We start from the raw sequence: 23,223 nt of genomic DNA, 5'->3' as shown, positions 1-23,223 counted from the left end.
AGTATGAGGAGGAGACGAGATGAACGAACGCTCGATCAAGGTCGACGCGGAGACCGGCAGGTTGGTGAGCGACCTGGCATACCTGCTCGGCACGACGAAGAAACAGGTGCTCGCGTCGGCGGTCGCCGCGTACGCGGCGACCCGGATGCCGCCGCGCGGCAGCGAGCGGCGGCCGTACCTCGAGCTCCCGGTGCGTCAGCGCATCACGTTGCGGCGTGACGACCTGTTGCGGGTGTTCGAGCGCCATGGGGCATCCGATGTCCGACTCATCGGAGCCGTGGCGAAGGGCGATGGCCGCGGCGATGCCGATCACGCCGGTGATGGCGGCGACGCGGACGACCTCGAGCTCGTCGAGATGCTCGCCGAGACCGACATCATCATGGGCGGCGGGGCCGCGCCGTTGCTCGCCGATCTTGCGCGCGAGATCCTGGGCGTGCGCGTCGAGGTCGTCTCGGCGACCGGGCTCGCCTTCTCGAACCCCGAGGGGCTGGCGCTTCTGCGCGCTGAGTCCGTTCCGCTCCGAAGCGCGGGCGGTCGCGACGCGCGCGGGTGTGGCTTGCGGCGGGGCGCGATGCGCTCGGGTGCGGCATGCGGGCGGGTCGGCGCATGCGCGCGGTTCGGGCGGGTCGCGCGGCCCGTGCGCGCCCTGCGGCGATCTGCCAGCCGGGCATCCTAAGATCGTCGGGTGACTGCAGCAACCGGCCCGCTCGTGGGCGTCGTGATGGGTTCCGACTCCGACTGGAACGTGATGCGCGAGGCATCCGCCGTGCTCGACGAGTTCGGCGTCGCGCACGAGGTCGAGGTGCTCTCGGCGCACCGCACGCCCGAGAAGATGATCGCCTACGGCAAGCAGGCGGCCGCTCGCGGCATCAAGGTCATCATCGCCGGCGCCGGCGGTGCGGCGCACCTGCCCGGCATGCTCGCGTCGGTCACGACGCTTCCCGTCATCGGCGTGCCGGTGCCGTTGTCGCGACTCGACGGGCTCGACTCGCTGCTCTCCATCGTGCAGATGCCCGGCGGCATCCCCGTCGCGACCATGGCCATCGGCGGGGCGAAGAACGCCGGCCTCTACGCGGTGCGCGTGCTCGGGGCATCCGACCCCGCACTCGCCGACGCGCTCGCCGCATACGCCGAGGCGCTCGCCGCACTGGTCGAAGAGAAGAACGAACGGTTGAAGTCGACCCGATGACCCTCGCCGCAAGCCCGATCCGGTTCCCCGATGCCGCCTCGCGCACGGTCATGACCCGTCGTGCCTGGTGGCTCGTCGCACTGAACCTGCTCATCCCGGGGTCGGTGCAGGTGCTCGCCGGCGACCGCCGACTGGGCCGGTTCGGCCTCGGTGCGACGCTGACGCTCTGGGCGCTCGCGGTGCTCGCCCTCGTCACGTGGCTCCTGTGGCCGACCGTGCTGTACACGGTGATCTCCAACAGCATCGCGCTGTGGGTCCTGGCCGCGATGCTCGTGTTCTACGCCGTGCTCTGGGTCGTGCTCACCCTCGACACGCTGCGGCTCGTTCGCCTGATCAAGACCGCACCGACGGCGCGCCCCTGGGTCGCACTGCTGTCGGTGGCCGTGATGGTCGTGCTCTCGGGCACTGCAGCATACGGTGCGTACTTCGCGACGACCGCGAGCGGCCTGATCTCGTCGGTCTTCGCGAGCGGGCCGAGCGTACCGCCCGTCGACGGCCGGTACAACATCCTCCTGCTCGGCGGTGATGCGGGCCCCGACCGCGACGGCATGCGCCCAGACAGCATGAGCGTCGTCAGCATCGACGCCGAGACCGGCCAGGCCGTCACCATCGGGTTGCCGCGCGACTTCGTCGACGTGCCCTTCCCAGAGGACTCGCCCCTGTACCAGGTGTACCCAGAGGGCTACGGCGCCATCGACGGCTGCGAGGTCGACGTGTGCCAGCTCAACTCGATCTACACCGAGGTCGAGCTGAAGTCGCCCGAGATGTACCCCGACGCCGTCGACCGGAACAGCGAACCTGGCATCGAGGGCATGCGCGATGCCGCCGAGGGCATCACCGGCCTCACGATCCAGTACTACGTGCTCATCGACATGCAGGGCTTCGAGCAACTCATCGACGCACTCGGCGGCATCGACATCAACGTCGAGACGCGCATCCCGATCGGCGGCGACGAAGACAACAACGGCGTCGACGGCTGGATCGAGCCCGGCCAGCAGCACCTCAACGGCTACCACGCGCTCTGGTACGGGCGGGCACGATACGGCGTCGCCGGCGGCGATTACGAGCGGATGCAGCGACAGCACAACCTCGAGGCGGCGATCCTGCAGCAGTTCACGCCCGCGAACGTGCTCACGCAGTTCCAGGGCGTCGCGGCGGCCGGAGCCGACACCGTGAAGACCGACATCCCGCAGTCGATGCTCGGCTACTTCGTGAACCTCGGCATGAAGACGAAGGACCTGCCGGTCATCACGGTGCCGCTGACGCCCGACAACGGCGTCGACTCGGCTGAAGATCCCGACTACGAGTACGTGCGTCAGCTCATCGACGAGGCGCTCACGCCGCCGACGGCGGAGCCCGAAGAAGGCTGACCGTTCGGGCCGAGCGTCGCCTGCTCAGGGCCGGCGTGCGGCGTGCGTCGGGTCGAGGCGAACCGGGCGTGCAGGCGCACGCGGCGCGTCGGCCGCGCAGGCGCGCCGCCCGCTCAGAGGTCGGCGTGCAGCTGCCAGACCCGCTCGGCCGAGTCGCGCCAGCTGAACGCGCGGGAGCGGTCGGTCGAGGTGACCGACATGCGCTCGGCGACGGCGGGCTGCTCGACGACGGAGGTCACGGCGGCCGCGAGCCGGTCGGCGTACCCGCCGGATCCGACCGTGACGGCGATGCCGGACTCGGCCGCGACCTCGAGATGCGTCGCGGTGGTCGAGTGGATGACGGGCACGCCGAGGCTGAACGCCTCGATGAGGCCGGTCGCGGGCACGTCGTCGTGCGCCGGGGCGATGGCCGCGGTCGCGCCCGAGAGCACGACGGCGAGGTCGACGGGGTCGTCGCATTCGATCGCCCGCACCAGACGGGGGTCCACTCCGGACTCGGCGGCGACGTTCGCGAGGTGCACCTCGCCCCAGGTGGCGGGGCCCAGCACCACGAGGGGGATCTCGGGCACGCCCGGCCGCCCGAGCGCCTCGAGCAGGTCGATGATGCCGGTGCGCGGCTCGAGGGTGCCGCCGGCCACGAGGTACTGCGCCGGCAGGCCGAGCCGGGTCGCGCGCAGCGACGCCTCGAGCGCGGAGGGCCGCACGAGTCCGGGGCGGGGCGCGGTGCCGATGACGCGGACGCGGTCGCCGAAGTCGGCGAGCCCTCCCAGCCGCTCCGCGAGCGCGTGCGTGGGCACGACGATCGCATCGGCGTGGCGGCGCGCACGCTTCAGCATCGACTTCGACCAGGCCACCTGCGAAGGGGTGAGCGACTCGGGATGCAGCCACGGGGAGAGATCGTGCACGGTCACCACCACCTGGTCGCCGCTCACGGCGCGGTCGTGTCGGCGGAGCGGGGCGAACAGGCTCGGCGCGTGGATCATGCCGCCGCCGGGGGAGGTGGTCAGGCCGAGCTGCCAGGCCGCCGTGAGCTCGCGTCGTGCGAGCGACGTCTTGTAGAGGCCGGCCATGCCGGGGAACATCGCCTCGATGCGCTCGATCTCGGGGGCGGACGGCGAGGAGACGACGCCCTCGACCTGGCAGCCGGCCGGTGCGTTCGCGATGAGGGCCGAGGTGAGCGCCTGCGTGTACACGCCGAGCGGCCCGGGCACGGGCGCGATCACCTGGTCGACGATCATCCGGAGGGTGATGGCCATGCAGCTCCTTCGTCGGTGGGCGAGTCGGTGGCGACAACCCTGCAAATCTACCCGTCGCACCCCTGCGAATCCGACGGGAAGCGGTGCCCATGGTCGGCACGGCACGCGCGAGCAGGGCAAGATGGAATGTCACCCCCGAATCCCAGAGAGTCAGATGAGTCCGAACCGGCAGAATGCGCGCGTCGTCGCGGTCGTCGTCGCCTACAACCGCCGAGACCTGCTCATCGAGGTGCTCGACGCCCTCGCGGCCCAGCGCGCGCCCGTCGCCAGGGTCGTCGTCGTCGACAACGCCTCGACCGATGACACGGCGGATGTCGCCCGCTCCGCGGGAGAGCTCGTCGATCTCGTCAGCCTCGCGCGCAACACGGGCGGCGCCGGCGGGTTCGCCGCGGGCATGGCGGTCGCGCTCGAGCGGCACGACGCCGACTGGCTCTGGCTCATGGACGACGACACCGTGCCGACCGAAGGCGCGCTCGAGGCGCTGCTCGAGGCCGTCGTCGGCACCGACATCGCGGCCGCCGGCTCGCGGGTGATCTGGACCGACGGCACCGAGCACCCGATGAACACACCGCGTGCCAAGCCGTTCGTCGGCAAGGCCGAGCGGGTCGCGGCGGCCCGGGCCGGCGGCATCGCCGTGCGCAGCACCTCGTTCGTCTCGATGCTCGTGCGCGCCGACGTGGTGCGCGAGGTCGGTCTGCCCATCGCCGACTACTTCATCTGGAACGACGACTTCGAGTACTCCACGCGCGTGCTGCGCGGGCGCCGGGGCCTGCACGTGCCGGCATCCGTCGTCGTGCACAAGACGAAGGTGCTGGGCTCGACCGACGCCGATCCGGGCCCCCGGTTCTACTACGAGGTCCGCAACAAGCTCTGGATGTTCCGTCGATCGCAGAGCCTGTCGGGCTTCGAGAAGGCGATCTACGGCGGCTCCAGCATCCGTCGGTGGATCAAGACCTTCCTCCGTTCCTCCGATCGCGCGGTGCTCCGCGACGGGTGGAACCGCGGCTACCGCGACGGCACCCGCACCCGTCCGCGGCCGAACAGCTCGGCGCTCGCCGGGCTCGGCGAGGTCAGCGAGGCCGTGCGCGCGGTGGAGGGGTGATGGCCGAGCCGTTCGCGCTGCTCATGCCCGTCTACGGCCGTGACGACGCAGCGCATTTCACCAAGGCGTTCACGTCCAGCGTCGCGCAGCAGACGCGGCGGCCCGACCAGGTCGTGCTCGTGCAGGACGGACCGGTGCCCGACGAGCTCGCCGCGGCGATCGAAGGCGCGGTCGCGGCATCCGAGGTGCCGGTCGTGCACCACGTCATCCCCGAGAACGTCGGCCTCACACGCGCCCTGACCGAGGGGCTCGCGCTGAGCGCCCACGACATCGTGGCGCGCATGGACGCCGACGACATCTCGCTGCCCGAGCGTTTCGCGAAGCAGGTTCCCCTCATCGAGGGGGGCCTCGACCTCGTCGGCACCGGCATGCTCGAGTTCCTCGACGACGACGGCTCCATCGTCGGCAAGCGGGTGCCCCGCACCGATGCCGCCGAGATCGCCGCGTACGCGCGGTTCCACGATCCGTTCAGCCATCCGACGGTCGTCTACCGGCGTTCGGTCGTCGACCGGGTCGGCGGCTACCAGCCGATGGGCCTCATGGAGGACTACTGGCTGTTCGCCCGCATGATCGAGGGCGGCGCGGCCGTCGGCAACCTCGCCGAGCCGCTCGTCATGTACCGCGTCGGCGCCGGCGCCTACGCGCGTCGGGGCGGGCGTGCGCAATGGCGCAGCGAACGCGATCTGCAGCGCGCACTCCGAGGCATCCGCTTCACGACCAGGGGCCAGTACCTGCGCAACGTGAGCATCCGCGGGGTGTACCGCTTCGTGCCCGAGCCCGTGCGCAGGCGGCTCTACGGCCGCTTCATCGCGAACGGCGACGCGGTGGCGGGCACCGAGCACTGAGTCGGCCGGTGCGCCGGTCATCGGCTCGGTCGCTCGATCGGTGGCGGTCTCGCGTGCTCGGCCGGCGGCGGGTCGTCGGCAGGCGGTTCAGGATGCCGCGGCGATGCCGGATGCCGTCAGCGCCTCGCGCCAGTCGCGCATGGGCGGCAGGCCCGCGGCCTTCCAGCCGCCATGCGCGAGCACGCTGAACGCGGGCCGCGGCGCAGGGCGCACGAACTCGGCGCTCGTGGTCGGCTGGATGCGCTCGGGGTCGAGGCCCGCCTCGGCGAGCACGGCGCGGGCGAACCCGAACCAGCTCGTGCGCCCCGAGTTCGTGCCGTGGTAGACGCCGGCAGGGGCGTCGGCGTCGACGAGGTCGCGGATGCGGGTCGCGAGGTCGAGGGTCCACGTGGGCTGGCCGACCTGGTCGTCGACGACGGTCCACGTCTCGCGCTGCGCCGCGAGGCGGAGCATGGTCGTGGCGAAGTTCGGCCCGTGCTCGCCGTAGAGCCAGGCGGTGCGCACGACGTACGTGCCCTCGGGGTGGGCCGCGAGCGCGAGCTCTTCGCCGGCGGCCTTCGTGCGGCCGTACGCGTTGATCGGATCGCGCGGACGGTCTTCGGCGTACGGCTCGGTCGCGAACCCGTCGAAGACGTAGTCGGTCGAGACCGTGACGAGCTTCGAACCGTGTTCGCGGGCGGCGGCCGCCAGGTTGGCGGGGCCGGTGGCGTTCACGGCGTAGGCGGCGTCTTCGTGCGCCTCGGCGTCGTCGACCTTGGTATAGGCGGCGGCGTTGACCACGACGTCGTGACCGGCGACGGCTTCGCGCACCGCCGAGGCATCCGTCACATCGAGGTCGCCGCGACCCAGGGCGGTGATCTCACGACCCTCGAACGCACGCTGCAGGTCGTGGCCGAGCATGCCGGACGCGCCGGTGATGAGCACGCGCATCGCCTACTGCCCCTGCGCCAGGTAGCGGGCCTCGGTGGCGTCCTTCTGCGGGGCCCACCAGTGCTCGTGGTCGCGGTACCAGGCGATCGTGTCGGCGAGGCCCGCCGCGAAGTCGGAGAACTCGGGCGTCCAGCCGAGCTCGGTGCGCAGCTTCGTCGAGTCGATCGCGTAGCGGAGGTCGTGGCCGGGGCGGTCGGTCACCAGGTCGTAGGCGTCGGCCGGCTGCCCGAGTTCGGTCAGGATCAGCTCGACGACCTGCTTGTTGTTCTTCTCGCCGTCGGCGCCGATGAGGTAGGTCTCGCCGATGCGGCCGTGCTCGAGGATCGTCAGCACCGCCGAAGAGTGGTCGTTCGCGTGGATCCAGTCGCGCACGTTCTCGCCCGTGCCGTAGAGCTTGGGCCGTTCGCCGCGGAGCACGTTGGTGATCTGGCGGGGGATGAACTTCTCGACGTGCTGATACGGGCCGTAGTTGTTCGAGCAGTTGGAGATCGTCGCCTGCAGTCCGAACGAACGCACCCAGGCGCGAACGAGCAGGTCGCTGCCGGCCTTCGTCGACGAGTACGGGCTCGACGGGTTGTACGGCGTCTGCTCGGTGAACCGGGCGGGGTCGTCGAGCTCGAGGTCGCCGTAGACCTCGTCGGTCGAGATGTGGTGGAAGCGCACGCCGTGCCGGCGCGCCGCCTCGATCAGCGTGTACGTGCCGATGATGTTGGTGTCGAGGAACGGCCGGGGGTCGTTCAGCGAGTTGTCGTTGTGGCTCTCGGCCGCGTAGTGCACGACCGCGTCGTGCGCCCGCACGAGCTCGTCGACGACGACGGCGTCGGCGATGTCGCCCCGCACGAAGTCGAAGCGGTCTTCGGGAAGGCCCTCGAGCGACGCGAGGTTTCCGGCGTAGGTGAGCTTGTCGAGGACGGTCACCGAGTGGTCGGTGTTCGCCAGCAGGAAGTGCACGAAGTTCGAGCCGATGAAGCCGGCGCCTCCGGTGACGAGGATCTTCATGAATGCCTTCCTTGTGATCGACCGCTGACTGCGAGAGTCTACCGTGAGCGCTTCCGCAGCCATGTGGGAGCGGACGAGACCGAGGAGGGCCGCGTGCGAGAACACCCGTGGATCAGCGCCGCGTCGTATTGGGAGCCCGAGCACTTCGTCGGTTCCGCGTGGTACCAGCACGCGCCGTTCGCGTTCTGGCTCGTCGACGCGCTCGAGCCGCGCACGATCGTCGAACTCGGCACGCACCGCGGCTTCTCGTTCTTCGCGTTCTGCGAGGCGGTCAAGCGGCTCGGACTCGACACGGTCGTCACCGCGACCGACGGCTGGATGGGCGACGAGCACGCCGGGTTCTACGGCCAGGCCGTCTACGACGCCGTCGCGGCCACGACGGCCGAGCTCTACCCGGGCATCGGCGAACTGCATCGCGGCTACTTCGACGAGTTCGCCCCGACCACGGCCGACGGCAGCGTCGACGTGCTCCACATCGACGGCCGGCATCGCTATGAAGACGTGTGGCACGACTTCGAGTCGTGGCTGCCGAACGTCTCCGACCGCGGCGTCGTGCTCTTCCACGACACGACCGAGCGCAAGCGCGACTTCGGGGTCTGGAAGTTCTGGGACGAGGTGCGCGAGCGCTACCCCTCATTCGGCTTCGAGCACGGTCATGGGCTCGGCGTGCTCGCGGTCGGCAGCGCGCCTCCACCGCGGCTCGAGGCCTTCCTGGCGGCCGGGCGGGTCGAGGGAGCGGCGATCCGTGCCTTCTACCACGAGCGCGGCCGGCGGATCAGCGCATCCGCGCTCGCCAGGGCGGATGCCGCCCGCTACGTTGCGGCAGCTGGCAAACTCGCCGCCGCCGAGCAGCGCGTGCGCGACCTGGAGTCCAGCACCAGCTGGAAGATCACCGCGCCCGTGCGCCGGCTGGGTTCCGCGATTCGGCCGCACGATCGCGGGTGAGCCCGGATGCGCCTGGTTGGTAGACTCCTGCGGTGCAGATCCGCGAACTGAAGATCCCCGACAGCTACGAGATCACCCCCCGGCAATTCGGCGACGACCGGGGCGTCTTCCTCGAGTGGTTCCGGGCCGACCAGCTGGAGCAGGCCATCGGGCGTCGGTTCCCGATCCTCCAGTCGAACACCTCCGTCTCCAAGCGCGGCGTCGTACGCGGCATCCACTTCGCCGACATCGCGCCGAGCCAGGCGAAGTACGTCACGGCCACGCACGGCGCGGTCCTCGACTTCGTGATCGACATCCGCGTCGGCTCGCCGACGTTCGGCCAGTGGGACTCGGTGCTGCTCGACGACGTCGACCGCCGGGCGATCTTCATCTCAGAGGGCCTCGGACACTGCTTCGTCGCCCTGACCGACGATGCGACGGTGAGCTACCTGGTCAGCGCGCCGTTCAACGCCGAGCGCGAGCACGGCATCGACCCGCTCGACTCGTCGGTCGCCCTGGAGTTCCCGGCCGAGGCCGGAACGCCGCTGCTCTCCCCGAAGGACACCGACGCCCCCACGCTCGAAGAGGCCGCGGCGGCGGGACTGCTGCCGACCTGGGACGAGGCGAAGGCGTTCTACGCGACCCTCGAGGGCACGAGCTGATGCGCGGCATCATCCTCGCCGGCGGTTCGGGCACGCGCCTGTGGCCGATCACGAAGGGCATCTCGAAGCAGCTGATGCCGATCTTCGACAAGCCGATGATCTACTACCCGCTGTCGACGCTCATGATGGCCGGCATCGACGAGGTGCTGATCATCACGACGCCCGAGTACTCCGACCAGTTCCAAGCGCTCCTCGGCGACGGGTCGAGCCTCGGCATGCGGCTCGAGTACGCCGTGCAGCCCTCGCCCGACGGGCTGGCGCAGGCCTTCATCATCGGCGAGGAGTTCATCGGCGACGAGTCCGTCGCGCTCGTGCTCGGCGACAACATCTTCCACGGCGCCGGCCTCGGCACGGCGCTGCGGGGCAACACCGACGTCGACGGCGCCCTCATCTTCGCCTACCACGTGAGCAACCCGCGCGCCTACGGCGTGGTCGAGTTCGACGACGGGTTCCGCGCGGTCTCGATCGAGGAGAAGCCCGAGCAGCCGAAGAGCAACTACGCGGTGCCCGGCCTCTACTTCTACGACAACGACGTCGTGGCCATCGCGAAGGCCGTCGAGCCGAGTCCTCGCGGCGAGCTCGAGATCAGCACCGTCAACGAGCGCTACCTCGAGCGGGGCCGCCTGCAGGTGCAGGTGCTCGATCGCGGCACCGCGTGGCTGGACACCGGCACGTTCGAGTCGATGATGCAGGCGAGCGACTACGTGCGCGTCATCGAGGAGCGCCAGGGCTTCAAGATCGGCTGCATCGAGGAGATCGCCTGGCGGGCCGGGTGGATCGACGATGCCCAGCTCGAGGCGCTCGCGGCCCCGCTGGTCAAGAGCGGCTACGGCACCTACCTCACGCGGCTGCTCGCCGAGCGCTGACCCGCATCGCGGCGGTCGATTCCGCTGCGGGTCCGCAGCCCCTCGGGCGCCGAGACCGGTGGGCCGGGTGTCGTGCGGCGGGCCGGGTACAATCGAAGGTCGGCCGCGCCCGCGCGGCCGACGCAGATGAATGGGAGAAACCGTGACGACTGACGTCGATCTCGTAGTGGTCGGGTCCGGCTTCTTCGGCCTGACCGTGGCCGAGCGCTGCGCCGCCGAACTGGGCAAGCGCGTACTGGTCATCGACCGCCGCGATCACATCGGCGGCAACGCCTACAGCGAAGCCGACCCCGAGACGGGCATCGAGGTGCACCGCTACGGCGCCCACCTCTTCCACACCTCGAACCCGAGCGTCTGGGAGTACGTCAATCGGTTCACCGCCTTCACCGACTACGTGCACAAGGTCTACACGACGCACGGCGGCGAGGTGTTCCCGCTGCCGATCAACCTCGGCACGATCAACCAGTTCTTCCGCTCCGCCCATGGTCCGGCCGCCGCGCGCGAGCTCGTGGCCTCCCAGGCCGCCGAGGTGGACTCCTCCGACGTCGCGAACCTCGAGGAGAAGGCGATCTCGCTCATCGGGCGACCGCTCTACGAGGCGTTCATCCGCGACTACACGGCCAAGCAGTGGCAGACCTCGCCGAGCGAGCTGCCCGCCGAGATCATCTCGCGCCTCCCCGTGCGCTACACGTACGACAACCGCTACTTCAACGACGACCACGAGGGTCTGCCCGTCGACGGCTACACCGCGTGGATCGAGCGCATGGCCGATCACCCGCTCATCGAGGTGCGACTCTCGACCGACTTCTTCGACGAGTCGCAGCCGATCAACAAGTCGGCGCTCGTCGGCAAGGTTCCGATCGTCTACACGGGCCCCGTCGACCGGTACTTCGACTACGCCGAGGGCGAGCTCGCCTGGCGCACGCTCGACTTCGAACGCGAGGTGCTGCCGACGGGCGACTTCCAGGGCACCTCGGTCATGAACTACGCCGACGAAGAGACGCCGTACACGCGCATCCACGAGTTCCGGCACTTCCACCCCGAGCGCGAGTACCCGGCCGACAAGACCATCATCATGCGCGAGTACTCGCGGTTCGCCGAGCGCGACGACGAGCCCTACTACCCCGTGAACACCCCGGCCGACCGTGAGAAGCTCCTCGCCTACCGCGAGTTGGCCAAGACCGAGGCCGACGTCTACTTCGGCGGCCGTCTCGGCACCTACCAGTACCTCGACATGCACATGGCCATCGGCTCCGCGCTGTCGATGTACGAGAACAAGCTGAAGCCCGCGTTCGGCTGAGCCGGTGGTCGTGCGTGGCACGACCGCTGACCCCGCCGCATCTCGAGATCGAAGGAAACCCCATGACGACCGAGCCCCTCGTGCTGCAGCGCGTGATCTTCCCCGAGCACGGCGACCCGCAGGCTCTGCCGCTGTACCTCGACGCCGAGACCTGGTCGTGGTCGTACTCGGGCGACACCGACGACAACCTGCTCGCGAAGGCGCGAGGCCTGTTCCTCGAGGGCCACGACCGGCGCCCGTCGCGCGTCACGAGCCGCAACGGGCTGAGCTGGCTGAGCGGTCGACGCGGCCTGCAGTTGCCCGCGTCCGAGACGGTCTCGCTCGCGTCGTACTTCAACGCCTTCCCGGCGAGCTACTGGAATGCGTGGACCGCGCTCACCGGCACACGCCTCCGCGTGCAGACCGAGGGGCCCGGTCGGGTCGTGGTGTTCCGCTCCAACGCGCGCGGCGTGATCCAGCGCGTCGACGGCGTCGAGGTCTCGGGCAGCACCACGAGCGAGTTCGTGCTCCCGTTCAACTCCTTCCTCGACGGCGGATGGCTGTGGTTCGACCTCATCGCCGGCGATGAGCCGCTCTCCCTCGTGCAGGCCGACTGGCTCGCGCTCGACGGCGAGGGGCCCGTGACCGACGGCAGCGCCACGGTCTCGATCACGACGCTGAACCGCGGTGCGTACTGCACGAAGCTCATCGCCGAGATCGGCGGCGACGACGACGCCATGGCGTTCATCGACCGGGTGCTGGTGGTCGATCAGGGCAGCGAGCGCATCGTCGAGAACGAGGGCTTCCCGCTCGCCTCCGAGCGGCTCGGCGACCGGCTCCGCGTCATCGAACAGGCGAACGTCGGCGGGTCGGGCGGCTTCTCGCGCGGCATGCTCGAGACGAGCGAAGCCGGCGTGTCCGACTACATCATCCTGCTCGACGACGATGTCGAGATCGAGCCCGAGAGCCTGCGCCGGGCGGTGCTCTTCGCGAACCACTGCACGAAGCCCACCATCGTGGGCGGGCACATGTTCGACATGTACGACAAGTCGAAGCTGCACGCCTACGCCGAGGGCATCCACTGGGGCCCGTTCATGTGGGGGCCGTTCACGCCGTCTCGCCACGACCTCGCCGAGTCGAACCTCCGTCAGACCAACTGGCTGCACCGCCGCTTCGACGTCGACTACAACGGCTGGTGGATGTCGCTGATCCCGATCTCGATCGTGAAGGAGATCGGGCTCTCGATCCCGGTCTTCATCAAGTGGGACGACGCCGAGTACGCCCTGCGCGCGCGAGCTCACGGGCACTCGACGGTGAGCCTGCCGGGCGCCGCGGTGTGGCACGTGTCCTGGGTCGACAAAGACGATTCGCACGACTGGCAGGCGTTCTTCCATGCCCGCAACCGACTCGTCGCCGGGCTGCTGCATTCGCCGTTCGGGCGGGGCGGCAAGCTCTGGCGCGCGAACCTCGCGATCGACGTGAAGAACCTGTTCACGATGGACTACTACACGGTCGCCATGCGCCACGAGGCGATCCGCAACGTGCTCGAGGGGCCCGGGCAGCTGCACACCGACATGCTCGACCGCCTTCCGCGCGTCCGGGCGCTCGGTGCGCAGTTCCGCGAGTCGAAGCTCCTGCGCGACCCGAGCGAGATGCCGAAGTTCGCCGCGCGCGACATCCCCGAGGTCGTGACCGGTCGACAGAATCCCGGCCCGCGAGGCCTGAAGTTCATCTCGTGGCTGCTGAGCACGACCTGGCGCCACGCCGTGCGCCGTCCGTCGGGCGACGCCTCGCGGCATCCGTCGGCCCACCTGCCGTACCAGGATGCCAGGTGGTTCGAGGTGAGCCGCTACGACAGCGTGCTCATCAGCAACGCCGAGGGGTCGGGTGCGACGTGGCACCTGCGCGACCCGCGCAGGTTCCGCAAGCAGCTCGTCGACGCCGTGCGTCTGAACCTGCGCGTGCGCAAGCAGTGGGCCGAGCTCTCGAAGCAGTACCGCGACGCCCTGCCCGAGATCACGTCGGCCGAGGCGTGGGACGCCTCGCTCCGCGGCACCGCCGACTGACGCTCGGCGCCGGCGGCCGTGTCGGGCCGAGGGCTCCGAGCGGCGGTGCCCGGTCGGCCCGCCCCGGCCGGGCGCGGTTCAGTCGGCGCGAGCGGGACCGAACGTGTGGCGGGCGAGGCTGCGGAACCCCTTCGCGTCGCGCGCGAGCACGGCCTTGGGCAGGTCGGCCGCCGCGTGCAGGCGCGAGGTGAGGTGCAGGCGTGCCGCGCGAGCGGCGTGCGTCCAGCCGAGGGCCGAGAGGTCGCGTGCGGCCTCGCCGAACACGACGCGCTCCTGCGCGAACTTCGACCCGTCGGGCGCCGTCACGGCCGACACGCTCTCGGCATGGCGTCGGTACTGGAACACGACCTCGTCGTCGACCACGAGCGCCCCGCCGTCCTTGGCGAGTTCGAGGAGCATCGCCAGATCCTGCACGACATCGAGGTCGAGGCGGAACTCGTGCCGACGCAGGCGTTCGACGTTCCACGCGAGCGACGGGAAGTAGGTCCAGTTGCCCCTCAGGAGGCTCTTGGCCATCGACTGCCCCTCGAGCAGGCGCACTCCGGAGCCCCGCGGCTCGTACATCGCCTTCACGCGGTCGGCGAGCGGGCGGTGCAGGGCGCCGTCGGAATCGATCACCTCGACGCCCGGCTGGATCACCGCCGCGTTCGGGAAGCGTTCGGCGAGCGAGCTCACGCGGGCGACGTAGCCGGGGAGCATGATGTCGTCGCAGCCCATGATGACCGCGAACGGATTCTGCATGAGGCCCACGCATTTGCGGTAGTTGCGACTTGGGCGCAGGTTCGTCTCATTGCGGAGGTAGGTGACCCGGGGGTCATCGATCGCGGACGCCCACTCGCCCGCGCTCAGGTCGGGGTACACGTCGTCGACGATCACGAGACGCCAGTCGGGATCGGTCTGGGCGAGTACGCTCCGGACCGCGAGCTTGAAGTGGTCGATGCGACCGTAGAACGGCATCATGATGTCGAGAGTCACCCTCCCATCGTCCCATGGCGGCCGCCGTGCGCCCGACCGATGCCCCCTCGCGGGCTCACAGCACGGTGACAGTGCAGCCCTCGGCACGGACGGTATCCTTGGACACCGACGCCGCCGATCTCCGGAAGCGTGTGAAGGGATGCGACCTGAGATGACGTGGTTCGATCTTGCGTGGGCTTCGACGCTCGCCGCGGCGATCATCGTCCTGCCCGGATTGCTCCTCGCTCGCGTCGTCGGGCTCCGCGGCGTCTGGATGTGGGGGCTCTCCGCGCCGTTCTCAGTGACCGCCGTCGCCCTCGCGGCGCTCGTCGCGCCGTTCCTCGGGCTGACCTGGTCGTGGATCCCCGCCGTCGTCCTCACCGTGGCGCTCGCGGCGGTGCTCGCGCTCGTGCGGTGGCTCACCCGGCGAGGCCGCGCCGAGGCCGAGCGGGCCGTCCGGGTGCCGACCGCGGGGTCGTGGGCCTTCGGGGTGGGCGTCGCCCTCGCGGTCGCCCTGATCGTGTTCCGTTCGGTCCAGATCGTGGGGGAGCCCGGCGCGATCTCCCAGACGTTCGACAACATCTACCACCTGAACGCGGTGCGCTACATCCTCGACACCGGCAGCGGATCCCCGCTCGACGTCGGGGCGATGACCTCCGCGGGCCTCTGGTTCTACCCGGTCGGATGGCACGACGTCGCCACCCTCGTGGTGCAGCTCACCGGCGTGAGCATCCCGGTCGCCGTGAACGCCACCTGGATCGTCTTCTCCGCGGTCGCCTGGCCGCTCGGCATCGTGCTGCTCGCACGCGTGCTCGGCGGTTCCCGCCCGGCCGTCGCGCTGACCGCCGGCCTCGCGGCCGCGTCGGTCCCGGCGTTCCCGTACCTCATGGTCGACTACGGCGTGCTCTACCCGTACCACGCCGGCGTCGCCCTGGTGCCGGCGGCCGTCGCCGCGACGGTCGCGCTGTTCCGCCTCGGTCGCGAGACGACCGGACTCGACCCGGTCTGGTCGGCCGTCGTCGTCGCCGGGGCGCTTCCGGCACTCGCCCTGACCCACCCGGGCGCCTTCATGGCGTGGCTCGCGTTCTCATTGCCGATCGTCGTGATCGCCCTGATCCGATACCTGCGGTCGGGCGTCGCGGCGAGGTCCAGGATCATCGTCCTCGCCGGGTTCGCCGCCTACCTCGTCATCGGCTTCGTGGCGATCCGCGTGCTGCGGCCGCCGCTCGAGGCGACGCTGTGGCCGGCGATCGGACTCGCCGGACAGGCGCTCGGCGAGGTCATCACCGTGTCGATGTACCACACGCCGATCGCCGAGGTCGTCGCGATCGCGATGATCACGGGTGTCGTGTTCGCCGCGATCCGCAGGCGCTCCGCCGACTGGGTCGCCATGTCGCTGCTGGTCGTCGCCGGGTCGCTGTACATCGTCGTCGCCGGCGTCTCGAGCGCGACGATCCGCAATCTCATCACGGCCTCCTGGTACAACAACACTCCCCGCCTGGCGGCCCTCGTGGTCATCGCCGTCGTCCCGCTCGCCGCCATCGGCGTCGCGAGCCTCTGGCAGAAGCTCGTCGAGACGCGTGTGTACACGCGGATGGTGGCCGGCCGCGGACGTGTGCTGCAGGTCTGCGTCGCGGTGCTCGCCGTCGTGCTGCTGGGGCTCTCGATGCAGGGCAGGAGCATCGACGGCGCCGTCGACGGCGCGGCCAAGGGGTACCGCTTCACCGAGAATGCGCCGCTGCTCAGCCCCGATGAGCTGCAGCTGCTCGAGGAGCTCCCCGACCTCGTGCCGCCCGATGTGGCCGTCGCCGGCAGCCCGTGGACGGGCGCCGGACTCGCGTACGCCATCAGCGACCGGCGGGTGCTCATGCCGCACACGCTCATGGACATCTCCGACGAGACCGCGATCATCAACGACGAGCTCGACGAGGCCGACGCCGGTGCCGAGCTCTGCGCGGCCCTCGATGCCGAGAACGTCGGCTTCGTGCTCGACTTCGGCTCGCGCGAGGTGCACGGCGGCGAGCACGACTACCAGGGCTTCGACGATCTCGCCTCCTCCGATTCCGTCGAACTCGTGCGCGAGATCGGCGATGCGCGCCTGTACGAGATCACGGCGTGCGGAGGCCTCGAATGAGCGTCGACGCCCGAGACGAGACCGGCCCCGTTGCTATGCTCGAACCCATCATGGACAACTCGCCCGGGCGTGTACTGGTCATCGTCCCGGCGTGGAACGAGCAGGCCAACGTCGGCAACACGGTTCGCGAGATCGTCAGCCGCACGAGCGGCTTCGACGTCGTCGTCGTCGACGACGGATCTACCGATGAGACCGCGTCGGTGGCGCGCGCCGCTGGCGCGACCGTCATCGCCCTGCCGTTCAACCTCGGCGTCGGCGGCGCGATGCGCGCCGGCTTCACCTACGCTCACCGCCACGGCTACGAGGCCGCCATCCAGGTCGACGCCGACGGCCAGCACGACCCGGCCGAGATCGGCCGCGTGCTCGAGGGCCTGCGCACCGCCGACATCTCGATCGGCGCCCGGTTCGCCGACAAGGGCGACTACTCGGTCAGGGGCCCGCGCCGCTGGGCCATGCTCTTCCTGGCCGGCGTCATGTCGAGAGTCGCCCACACGCGCCTGACCGACGTGACGTCGGGCTTCCGTGCCGCGAATCAGCGCGCCATCGCGCAGTACGTGCGCTACTACCCGGCCGAGTACCTCGGCGACACGATCGACTCGCTGGTGGCGGCGGTGCACGCCGGCCTCACGGTCACGCAGATCCCCGTCGCCATGCGCCCGCGTCAGCACGGCAACCCGAGCCAGAACCCGCTCGGTGCGAGCGTCTACCTGCTGCGTTCGATCTTCGCGCTCGGACTCGCCCTGATGAGGCCCGGCCGGGCCACTGGAGGTCAGACCGCGTGATCGTCTTCCTCGGCATCGCCCTGGCGTTGGTGCTCGTCTGCATCGTCGTGTACATGCTCCTGACGCGCAAGCTCCGCGAGAAGTACGCGGTCTTCTGGATCGTCATCGGCCTCGTGGTGCTCGTGCTCGGCCTGTTCCCGCAGCTGCTCGAGGGCCTCACCCTCGCGCTCGGCGTGCAGGTGCCGTCGAACCTGCTGTTCTCGCTCGCGATCGTGCTGCTGCTCGGTGTGAGCCTGCACCTGTCGTGGGAGATCTCCCAAGCCGAAGACGAGATCCGCCGCGTGGCCGAAGAGACCGCACTGCTGAACGCCGAGGTCGAGCGGCTCTCGGCGCGCCTCGACATGCTCGAGGGCCGCACGGGCGGGCCCCGCCCGGCCACGCCGCCGACCGCAGAGGCATCGGTGCAAGACCCAGATACCGGCGCACCCGCCGCCCATGACCGCGAGGCCCGCGAGGGCGAATCACGGTGAGCCCCGAACAGCCGGGAGACGCCGCCGTCCACGTGGTGATCTCGGCGTTCCGGCCCGAGTCCGACCTCGTCGACAGCGTGACGCACCTGCGCGGGCACGTCGACGAGATCGTCGTCGTCGACGACGGCAGCGGCCCCGAGGCCGACGGCGTGCTCGGCGAGATCGAACGAGCCGGCGCCACCGTCCTGCGCTCGGCGACGAACGCCGGCATCGCGGCGGCCCTGAACGCCGGCATCGAGCACGCCCGTGCCCGCGGCGCGAGCCACGTGCTGACGCTCGACCAGGATTCACGACTGCCCGCGGCATCCGTTCGCGAACTGGTGTCCGCGATCGAACTCGCCGAGCAGCGCGGTCATGCGGTGGCGTTCGCGGTGCCGGAGCGGTTCGCCTCGGTGAGCCAGGTCGCCGAGCGCCACGACGACGGCACGCTGTTCGCACGGCACGCGATCCAGTCCGGCATGCTCGTACCGGTGGCGACCTTCGAGCGGGTGGGTGTGCTGCGCGCCGACCTCTTCATCGATCTCGTCGACACCGAGTTCGAGCTGCGCTGCACGAGCGCGGGCCTCCGCGGCGTCGCCGCGCCGGGCACGAGGTTCCCGCATTCGCTGGGCGCGGCCTACGAGCTGCCGGGCTGGCTGCGCCTGGTCAGCCTCGGCGTCCTGCCGAAGGTCCTCACGCTCAGCACGCCGTTCCGCTACTACTACCGGGTGCGCAACCGTCTCGTGGTCAACCGCGAGTTCCGCAGGGCGCAACCCGCCCGCATCGCAGTCGACACGGTGCTCGACGTGCTCCACTTCGCGGTCGCGGCGACCCTGGCGCGCCCGAGGGCCGCACTCTGGCGGGTCTACCGAACGGCGATCGCCGACGCCAGGGCGAAGCGCATGGGGCGCTGCGACGAGGCGACGCTGCGTGATGCGGGGCGCATCCGCTGGGCGGCGGAGCGCATCGAGCGCTCCGACGACGCCGCAGGCGCCTGAGCCCGCGCTCGCAGGCGCGAGCGAGCGACGGCGATCGACCGGGCTGCGGCCACCGGGCGAGTGGCTGCAGCTCAACCGGCGTCACCAGCTGCTGGGTGTGCCTTCGACCTCGGCGGTCGAGACCGTGACCGGGTGCGGCGTCGGCGTGTTGATCAGCCGCAGCGCCGGGATCGCCAGGATGAGGAGCGAGGTCGCCTCGGCGGCGGCCATGCCGGCCGCGACGACGGCCTCGTGCCCGTTCACGGAGCCGACCGTCATGATCGTCACGCCGACGACCGAGGCGGTCAGCGTGGTGGCGAGCACGAACCGGTACCGGCCGTGGGGGATCAGGATGTTGCGGATGAACGGCGTCGCGGTCGAGATGCAGAAGAACGCCACGCCGAACAGGACGCAGGTCAGGCTGTTCGCCGCGACCTCCGCGCCGAAGATGAAGCCCGAGGCCCAGGGGCCGAGCGTGGCGAGGCCGACCGCGCCGAACACGCCGAGCGCGAGATGCGCGAGGATCGCGGCACGATGGCGGCGAGCAGGGCTCGTCGCGTCCGGCTCGAGCACCCACGCCTGGAAGGCGTTGCCGAGCGCGACGACCGCGAGCACTCCGACGCGGTAGAGCCGGTCGGCCGAGGCGAACGAGCTGGCCTCCGCGGGGGGCAGGCCCGCCGTGGCGATCGGCACGGGCGTGGTGCCGTAGGCGTTGCCGGCGGCGTCGATCGCGGCGGTCGGCAGCAGCGCCCTGAGCACGCGGAAGCCGTCGATGAGCCCGACGTGCGGAGCCGAGGAGCCGCGGAGGTTCACGACCGCGTGTGCGGCGGCGGCCCCCAGCGTGGCCACGCCGAGCACGATCGGGTAGAAGAGCACGGGGCCGCCGAGGAGCAGGACCGGCATCGCGATGATGGCGCTCAGCAGCTTGGGCCCCGAGTCGTAGATCATGAGGTCGATCGGTCGCGCGGAGCCGATGCAGAACCACGACGGCGAGAGCCCGGCGAGCGTCATCGCCACGGCGATGCCGACCGACTCGACCTTGAAGTCGGGGCCGGTGATGAGGGCCGTGGCGACGATGACGAGCGGGATCGCGACGAGCGCCGTGATGGCTCGGGAGACGAGGCTCTCACGGAGGATTCGGGCCCGCCCCGTGGCATCCGTCGTCCGTGCGATGCGGACCGGACCGACCACGCTCCAACCGAAGAAGACCACGACCATGCCGAGGATGCCGATGGACTGGCCCGCGGAGAAGTCCGCCCAGCCCTGGGCGCCGGTGACGCGGGAGATGATCGGCAGGAGGAGGAACGGGGCGAGGGCCGACAGGATCGGTGCTCCCGTGAATCCGGCTAACCTCAAGAGGACAGATCTCATCGACCGACAGTCTATGTCGCTCGATCCATTGCGATTCACCGGGAGCAGGTTCGGCGTGGAGCATTCGAGACCACGTGTGAGCGTGTGCATGGCGACCTACAACGGCGCCGCGTACGTGCGCGAGCAGATCGCCTCGATCCTCGACCAGCTCACCGGCGACGACGAGCTCGTCGTCGTCGACGACGCGAGCCGCGACGACACCGCGGACGTCGTCGCGGCGATCGGCGACCCGCGCATCCGGCTCGAGCGCGCCGCCGTCAACGCCGGCTACGTGCGCACCTTCGAAGCGGCCCTCGGGCTCGCGAGCGGCGACGTCGTGCTGCTCGCCGATCAAGACGACGTGTGGATGCCCGGACGCGTCGACGCGATGCTCGACGCGCTCGAGGAGTCGGGCGCGCAGGTCGTGGCCTCGAACCTCGTGGTGCTCGGCACCGACGAGCCGCTGCCGTCGCCGATCACGGGGCGGCCGTGGCGGCTCCTGCGGTCGCAGTCGCGCGAGCACCGCCGCAACGTGCTGCGCATCCTCGCCGGCGACGCGCCCTACTTCGGCTGCACGATGGGCGCGCGCCGCGAGGCGCTCGGGCTCGTGACGCCGTTCCCCGCGTTCCTCACCGAGTCGCACGATCTCTGGATCGCGATCGCCGCCAACGAGGCGAGGTCGATCGTGCACGTCGAGGAGCCCACCCTGCGTCGACGCGTGCACGAGTCGAACGCGTCGACCCCTCGACCCCGCGGCATCCGCGCGGCCCTCGCCTCCCGGTGGATGCTGGTGCGTGCGCGTTCGGAGGCCAGGCGCCGGCTGCGTCGGGCCCGACCCGCCACGCGCACCGCCGCGTCAGACCGCCGCGCCGACCGGTGAGGGTTTCGCCGGTCGCCGACCGCGCGCGAGCCGCATGACCGGCCGCTCGACGAGCAGCCAGCTCGCCGTCGCGAAGATCGTCGTGAGCACGATCGTCGCCGCGAGGTAGACGGCCATGCCGTACTGCGCGAGGGCGGGCAGCATGAGCAGTTGCTGCATGGGCCAGGCGTAGATGTAGAACCCGTACGACACGTCGTTCTTCGCGATGAGCCTGGGCTGCGGGATCACCGTCGACAGGTACAGCAGGCCGTAGGCCATGAACGGGGCCGAGAGCTGACCGCCCCAGCGGGGGATGATCGCGATCAGCGCGACGGCGATCACGAGCGAGGCGATGCCGACCGTCGGGCTCAGGCCGAACCTGGAGATCACGTAGTAGACGATCGCACCGCCCATGAAGAACGGCAGGAGCCGCATGAACAGGGCGAAGTCCTCGTTGAGGCCCAAGCGCCGGGCGAGGTCGATGTTCGCGTAGGCCACGACGCTCAGCGCGAAGACGGCCGTGACGATCACCGGCGAGCGTCGCACCACGGCGAGCGAGCCGAGCAGCCAGATCGTGAGGTAGCAGAGGAACTCGTAGTGGAGGGTCCAGAGCGAGCCGTTCCACGCGCCGGGGTACGGCACGGTCGACAGCGTGCCGGCGATGTCGTAGTGCTGCATCTTCAGTCCGGCGTTCGCCCAGATGAAGTTCAGCGGCGTCGTCGGCGTGCTGAAGAACCCGGCCAGCGTGCCGCGTTCCCACAGGGCCGCGATGGGGGCGAACACGAGCGCCGTGATCACGAGACAGACGATGAAGGCCGGGAAGATGCGGGCGATGCGGTGCACGAGGAAGTCGCCCGCGGAGTTCGTGAACCGGCTCGTGGTGATGAGGAAGCCGCTGATCACGAAGAACCCGGCGACCGCCCAGCCGCCGAGGTTCTCGCCCTGCACGCTCGGGCCGCCGCCCTCGCCGGCGGTGTGCCAGGAGTGCGCGAACAGCACGAGCGCGGCCAGCACGAGCCGGAACAGGTTGAGGCTGTTGGCCCGCGCGGGGAACGGATTCCCGGTGAGCAGTCGGGGAACGCTCACTTCAGGAGGTTCCTGGCGGCCATCTCGTCGAGCGAACGCTGGTAGTTGTCGCCCTCGACCGGCTCGGTGAGCACCCACTCGACGAAGCGCCGGACGCCCTCGCGGAAGTCGACGGTCGCCTCGATGCCGAGCACCTCGGTGAGCAGCGTCGTGTCGGCATAGTTGTGACGGATGTCTCCGAGCCGGTAGTTGCCCGAGACGGTGGTCGGCACCTCGGTGCCGAAGGCGTCGAAGAGCGCGGCGACGACCTCGGAGACGGTCGTCGCGACGCCGCTGCCGACGTTGATGATGCGCGCGGCGGCGTCGGGCACGGTCGACGCGAGGAAGGTGGCGTTCACGATGTCGTCGATGTAGACGAAGTCGCGGCTCTCTTCGCCGTCTTCGAAGATGTTGATCGCCTTGCCCTGACGGATCAGCGTCGAGAAGATCGAGAGGATGCCCGTGTACGGGTTCTTCAGCGACTGCCCGGGGCCGTACACGTTCTGGTAGCGCAGGGCGACCGGCTCGATGCCGATCGTGGGCGCCACGGTCATGATGAGCGATTCCTGCACGTGCTTGGTGATGCCGTAGACGGACGACGGATGGATCGTCGCGGCCTCCGTCGTCGCGACGAGTTCGAGCGGCCCGTCGACGCCGGGCTCGTGCACGTCGAAGTCGCCGGCGGCCATCGCGGCGTCGTCGCGGTGCGACGGGTAGACGAGGTCGCCCTCGGGCGTGCGGTACGCGCCCTCGCCGTAGATCGAGCGCGACGAGGCCACGACCATGCGCCGCACGTGGTGCGGCCCGTTCGCGAGCGCGTCGAGGATCTTCGCGGTGCCGCCGACGTTCGCCTCGACGTACCGGTCGATCTCGTACATCGACTGGCCGGTGCCGGTCTCGGCGGCGAGGTGCACGATGATGTCCTGGTCGACGAGTGCCCGCGCGACGTCGTCGGGATTCGTGACGGTGCCGCGGATCACGGTCGCGATGTCGCGGATCGACGCGAGCAGCGGCGAGGTGGTGTCGGGGTCGTCGCCGTGCACCTGCGGGATGAGGCTGTCGAGCACGGTCACCCGGTAGCCCTCGTCGACGAAGCGGCGCGCGAGGCGGCTTCCGATGAAGCCGGCGCCGCCGGTGATCAGGACGTTGCCTTGCATGATGTCGG

22 protein-coding genes are annotated in these 23,223 nt (G+C 70.3%); 15 read left to right on the top strand and 7 right to left on the bottom strand.

What is annotated here, in order from left to right; all coding sequences use genetic code 11:
• Positions 1 to 19 precede the first annotated feature (19 nt).
• Genes AC3IPY_RS14050 through AC3IPY_RS14040 form a run of 3 tightly spaced genes read left to right on the top strand, consistent with a single transcriptional unit; the run spans position 20 to position 2,559 of the window.
• Positions 20 to 676, top strand: a complete 657-nt coding sequence (locus tag AC3IPY_RS14050; protein ID WP_489184896.1) for a hypothetical protein — start codon at positions 20 to 22, stop codon at positions 674 to 676.
• A 45-nt stretch (positions 677 to 721) separates the two neighbouring features.
• Positions 722 to 1,189: a 5-(carboxyamino)imidazole ribonucleotide mutase gene (gene purE / locus AC3IPY_RS14045; protein WP_489188339.1), complete on the top strand. Its 468-nt coding sequence runs from the start codon at positions 722 to 724 to the stop codon at positions 1,187 to 1,189.
• Entirely contained in the window at positions 1,186 to 2,559 is a 1,374-nt protein-coding gene (locus AC3IPY_RS14040; RefSeq protein ID WP_489184895.1) for an LCP family protein, read from the top strand. The genes purE and AC3IPY_RS14040 overlap by 4 nt, the downstream gene beginning before the upstream one ends.
• Before the next feature lie 113 nt (positions 2,560 to 2,672).
• Here AC3IPY_RS14040 and AC3IPY_RS14035 read toward each other — a convergent pair whose 3' ends face one another.
• A complete protein-coding gene (locus tag AC3IPY_RS14035) occupies positions 2,673 to 3,815 on the bottom strand; it encodes a glycosyltransferase (protein ID WP_489184894.1) in 1,143 nt (380 codons plus the stop codon).
• A 154-nt stretch (positions 3,816 to 3,969) separates the two neighbouring features.
• Here AC3IPY_RS14035 and AC3IPY_RS14030 point away from each other — a divergent pair, with 154 nt between their 5' ends.
• A complete protein-coding gene (locus AC3IPY_RS14030) occupies positions 3,970 to 4,917 on the top strand; it encodes a glycosyltransferase (protein ID WP_489184893.1) in 948 nt (315 codons plus the stop codon).
• On the top strand, positions 4,917 to 5,762 hold the full coding sequence (locus AC3IPY_RS14025; protein ID WP_489184892.1) for a glycosyltransferase: 846 nt from the start codon (positions 4,917 to 4,919) through the stop codon (positions 5,760 to 5,762). The genes AC3IPY_RS14030 and AC3IPY_RS14025 overlap by 1 nt, the downstream gene beginning before the upstream one ends.
• An 87-nt stretch (positions 5,763 to 5,849) precedes the next feature.
• On the opposite strand, the gene rfbD is transcribed toward AC3IPY_RS14025, so the two are convergent.
• Positions 5,850 to 6,692, bottom strand: coding sequence for a dTDP-4-dehydrorhamnose reductase (gene rfbD / locus AC3IPY_RS14020; protein WP_489184891.1), 843 nt, complete (start codon positions 6,690 to 6,692; stop codon positions 5,850 to 5,852).
• Between the two features lie 3 nt (positions 6,693 to 6,695).
• On the bottom strand, positions 6,696 to 7,691 hold the full coding sequence (rfbB, locus tag AC3IPY_RS14015; RefSeq protein ID WP_489184890.1) for a dTDP-glucose 4,6-dehydratase: 996 nt from the start codon (positions 7,689 to 7,691) through the stop codon (positions 6,696 to 6,698).
• 93 nt (positions 7,692 to 7,784) lie between these two features.
• Here rfbB and AC3IPY_RS14010 point away from each other — a divergent pair, with 93 nt between their 5' ends.
• The 5 genes from AC3IPY_RS14010 (at position 7,785) to AC3IPY_RS13990 (ending at position 13,488) form a co-directional block, all read left to right on the top strand.
• Positions 7,785 to 8,636: a class I SAM-dependent methyltransferase gene (locus AC3IPY_RS14010; RefSeq protein WP_489184889.1), complete on the top strand. Its 852-nt coding sequence runs from the start codon at positions 7,785 to 7,787 to the stop codon at positions 8,634 to 8,636.
• A gap of 32 nt (positions 8,637 to 8,668) precedes the next feature.
• Complete coding sequence (locus AC3IPY_RS14005) at positions 8,669 to 9,277, top strand: dTDP-4-dehydrorhamnose 3,5-epimerase family protein (protein ID WP_489184888.1); 609 nt, start codon at positions 8,669 to 8,671, stop codon at positions 9,275 to 9,277.
• A complete protein-coding gene (gene rfbA / locus AC3IPY_RS14000; protein WP_489184887.1) occupies positions 9,277 to 10,143 on the top strand; it encodes a glucose-1-phosphate thymidylyltransferase RfbA in 867 nt (288 codons plus the stop codon). Before AC3IPY_RS14005 ends, rfbA begins: the two co-directional genes overlap by 1 nt.
• 142 nt (positions 10,144 to 10,285) lie before the next feature.
• Positions 10,286 to 11,443: a UDP-galactopyranose mutase gene (gene glf / locus AC3IPY_RS13995; protein WP_489184886.1), complete on the top strand. Its 1,158-nt coding sequence runs from the start codon at positions 10,286 to 10,288 to the stop codon at positions 11,441 to 11,443.
• 62 nt (positions 11,444 to 11,505) lie between these two features.
• A complete protein-coding gene (locus AC3IPY_RS13990; protein WP_489184885.1) occupies positions 11,506 to 13,488 on the top strand; it encodes a glycosyltransferase in 1,983 nt (660 codons plus the stop codon).
• 78 nt (positions 13,489 to 13,566) lie between these two features.
• Here AC3IPY_RS13990 and AC3IPY_RS13985 read toward each other — a convergent pair whose 3' ends face one another.
• Positions 13,567 to 14,463 carry a glycosyltransferase family 2 protein gene (locus AC3IPY_RS13985; protein WP_489184884.1) on the bottom strand — a complete coding sequence of 299 codons (897 nt, stop codon included), beginning with the start codon at positions 14,461 to 14,463 and terminating at the stop codon, positions 13,567 to 13,569.
• A gap of 151 nt (positions 14,464 to 14,614) precedes the next feature.
• Between AC3IPY_RS13985 and AC3IPY_RS13980 the strand changes: the two genes are divergently transcribed.
• The 4 genes from AC3IPY_RS13980 to AC3IPY_RS13965 are packed head-to-tail and all read left to right on the top strand — an operon-like array spanning position 14,615 to position 18,805.
• Positions 14,615 to 16,576: a DUF6541 family protein gene (locus AC3IPY_RS13980; protein WP_489184883.1), complete on the top strand. Its 1,962-nt coding sequence runs from the start codon at positions 14,615 to 14,617 to the stop codon at positions 16,574 to 16,576.
• Positions 16,577 to 16,626: 50 nt separating this feature from the next.
• Entirely contained in the window at positions 16,627 to 17,358 is a 732-nt protein-coding gene (locus AC3IPY_RS13975; protein ID WP_489184882.1) for a glycosyltransferase family 2 protein, read from the top strand.
• On the top strand, positions 17,355 to 17,828 hold the full coding sequence (locus tag AC3IPY_RS13970) for a DUF2304 domain-containing protein (protein WP_489184881.1): 474 nt from the start codon (positions 17,355 to 17,357) through the stop codon (positions 17,826 to 17,828). The genes AC3IPY_RS13975 and AC3IPY_RS13970 overlap by 4 nt, the downstream gene beginning before the upstream one ends.
• Entirely contained in the window at positions 17,825 to 18,805 is a 981-nt protein-coding gene (locus AC3IPY_RS13965; RefSeq protein WP_489184880.1) for a glycosyltransferase, read from the top strand. Before AC3IPY_RS13970 ends, AC3IPY_RS13965 begins: the two co-directional genes overlap by 4 nt.
• Before the next feature lie 81 nt (positions 18,806 to 18,886).
• Here AC3IPY_RS13965 and AC3IPY_RS13960 read toward each other — a convergent pair whose 3' ends face one another.
• The gene (locus AC3IPY_RS13960; RefSeq protein ID WP_489184879.1) at positions 18,887 to 20,155 is read right to left on the bottom strand and encodes a lipopolysaccharide biosynthesis protein; all 1,269 of its coding nucleotides are present in this window, start codon (positions 20,153 to 20,155) and stop codon (positions 18,887 to 18,889) included.
• Positions 20,156 to 20,243: 88 nt separating this feature from the next.
• On the opposite strand from AC3IPY_RS13960, the gene AC3IPY_RS13955 reads away from it, so the two are divergent.
• Positions 20,244 to 21,014 carry a glycosyltransferase gene (locus AC3IPY_RS13955; RefSeq protein WP_489184878.1) on the top strand — a complete coding sequence of 257 codons (771 nt, stop codon included), beginning with the start codon at positions 20,244 to 20,246 and terminating at the stop codon, positions 21,012 to 21,014.
• On the opposite strand, the gene AC3IPY_RS13950 is transcribed toward AC3IPY_RS13955, so the two are convergent.
• Positions 20,991 to 22,079: an acyltransferase family protein gene (locus tag AC3IPY_RS13950; RefSeq protein ID WP_489184877.1), complete on the bottom strand. Its 1,089-nt coding sequence runs from the start codon at positions 22,077 to 22,079 to the stop codon at positions 20,991 to 20,993. The two genes, AC3IPY_RS13955 and AC3IPY_RS13950, sit on opposite strands and share 24 nt — an antisense overlap.
• On the bottom strand, positions 22,076 to 23,215 hold the full coding sequence (locus AC3IPY_RS13945; protein ID WP_489184876.1) for an NAD-dependent epimerase/dehydratase family protein: 1,140 nt from the start codon (positions 23,213 to 23,215) through the stop codon (positions 22,076 to 22,078). Before AC3IPY_RS13945 ends, AC3IPY_RS13950 begins: the two co-directional genes overlap by 4 nt.
• Between the last annotated feature and the right edge of the window lie 8 nt (positions 23,216 to 23,223).

The organism is Agromyces sp. GL_144 (assembly GCF_057834305.1).
This window is presented reverse-complemented; position numbering and strand designations above follow the sequence as displayed.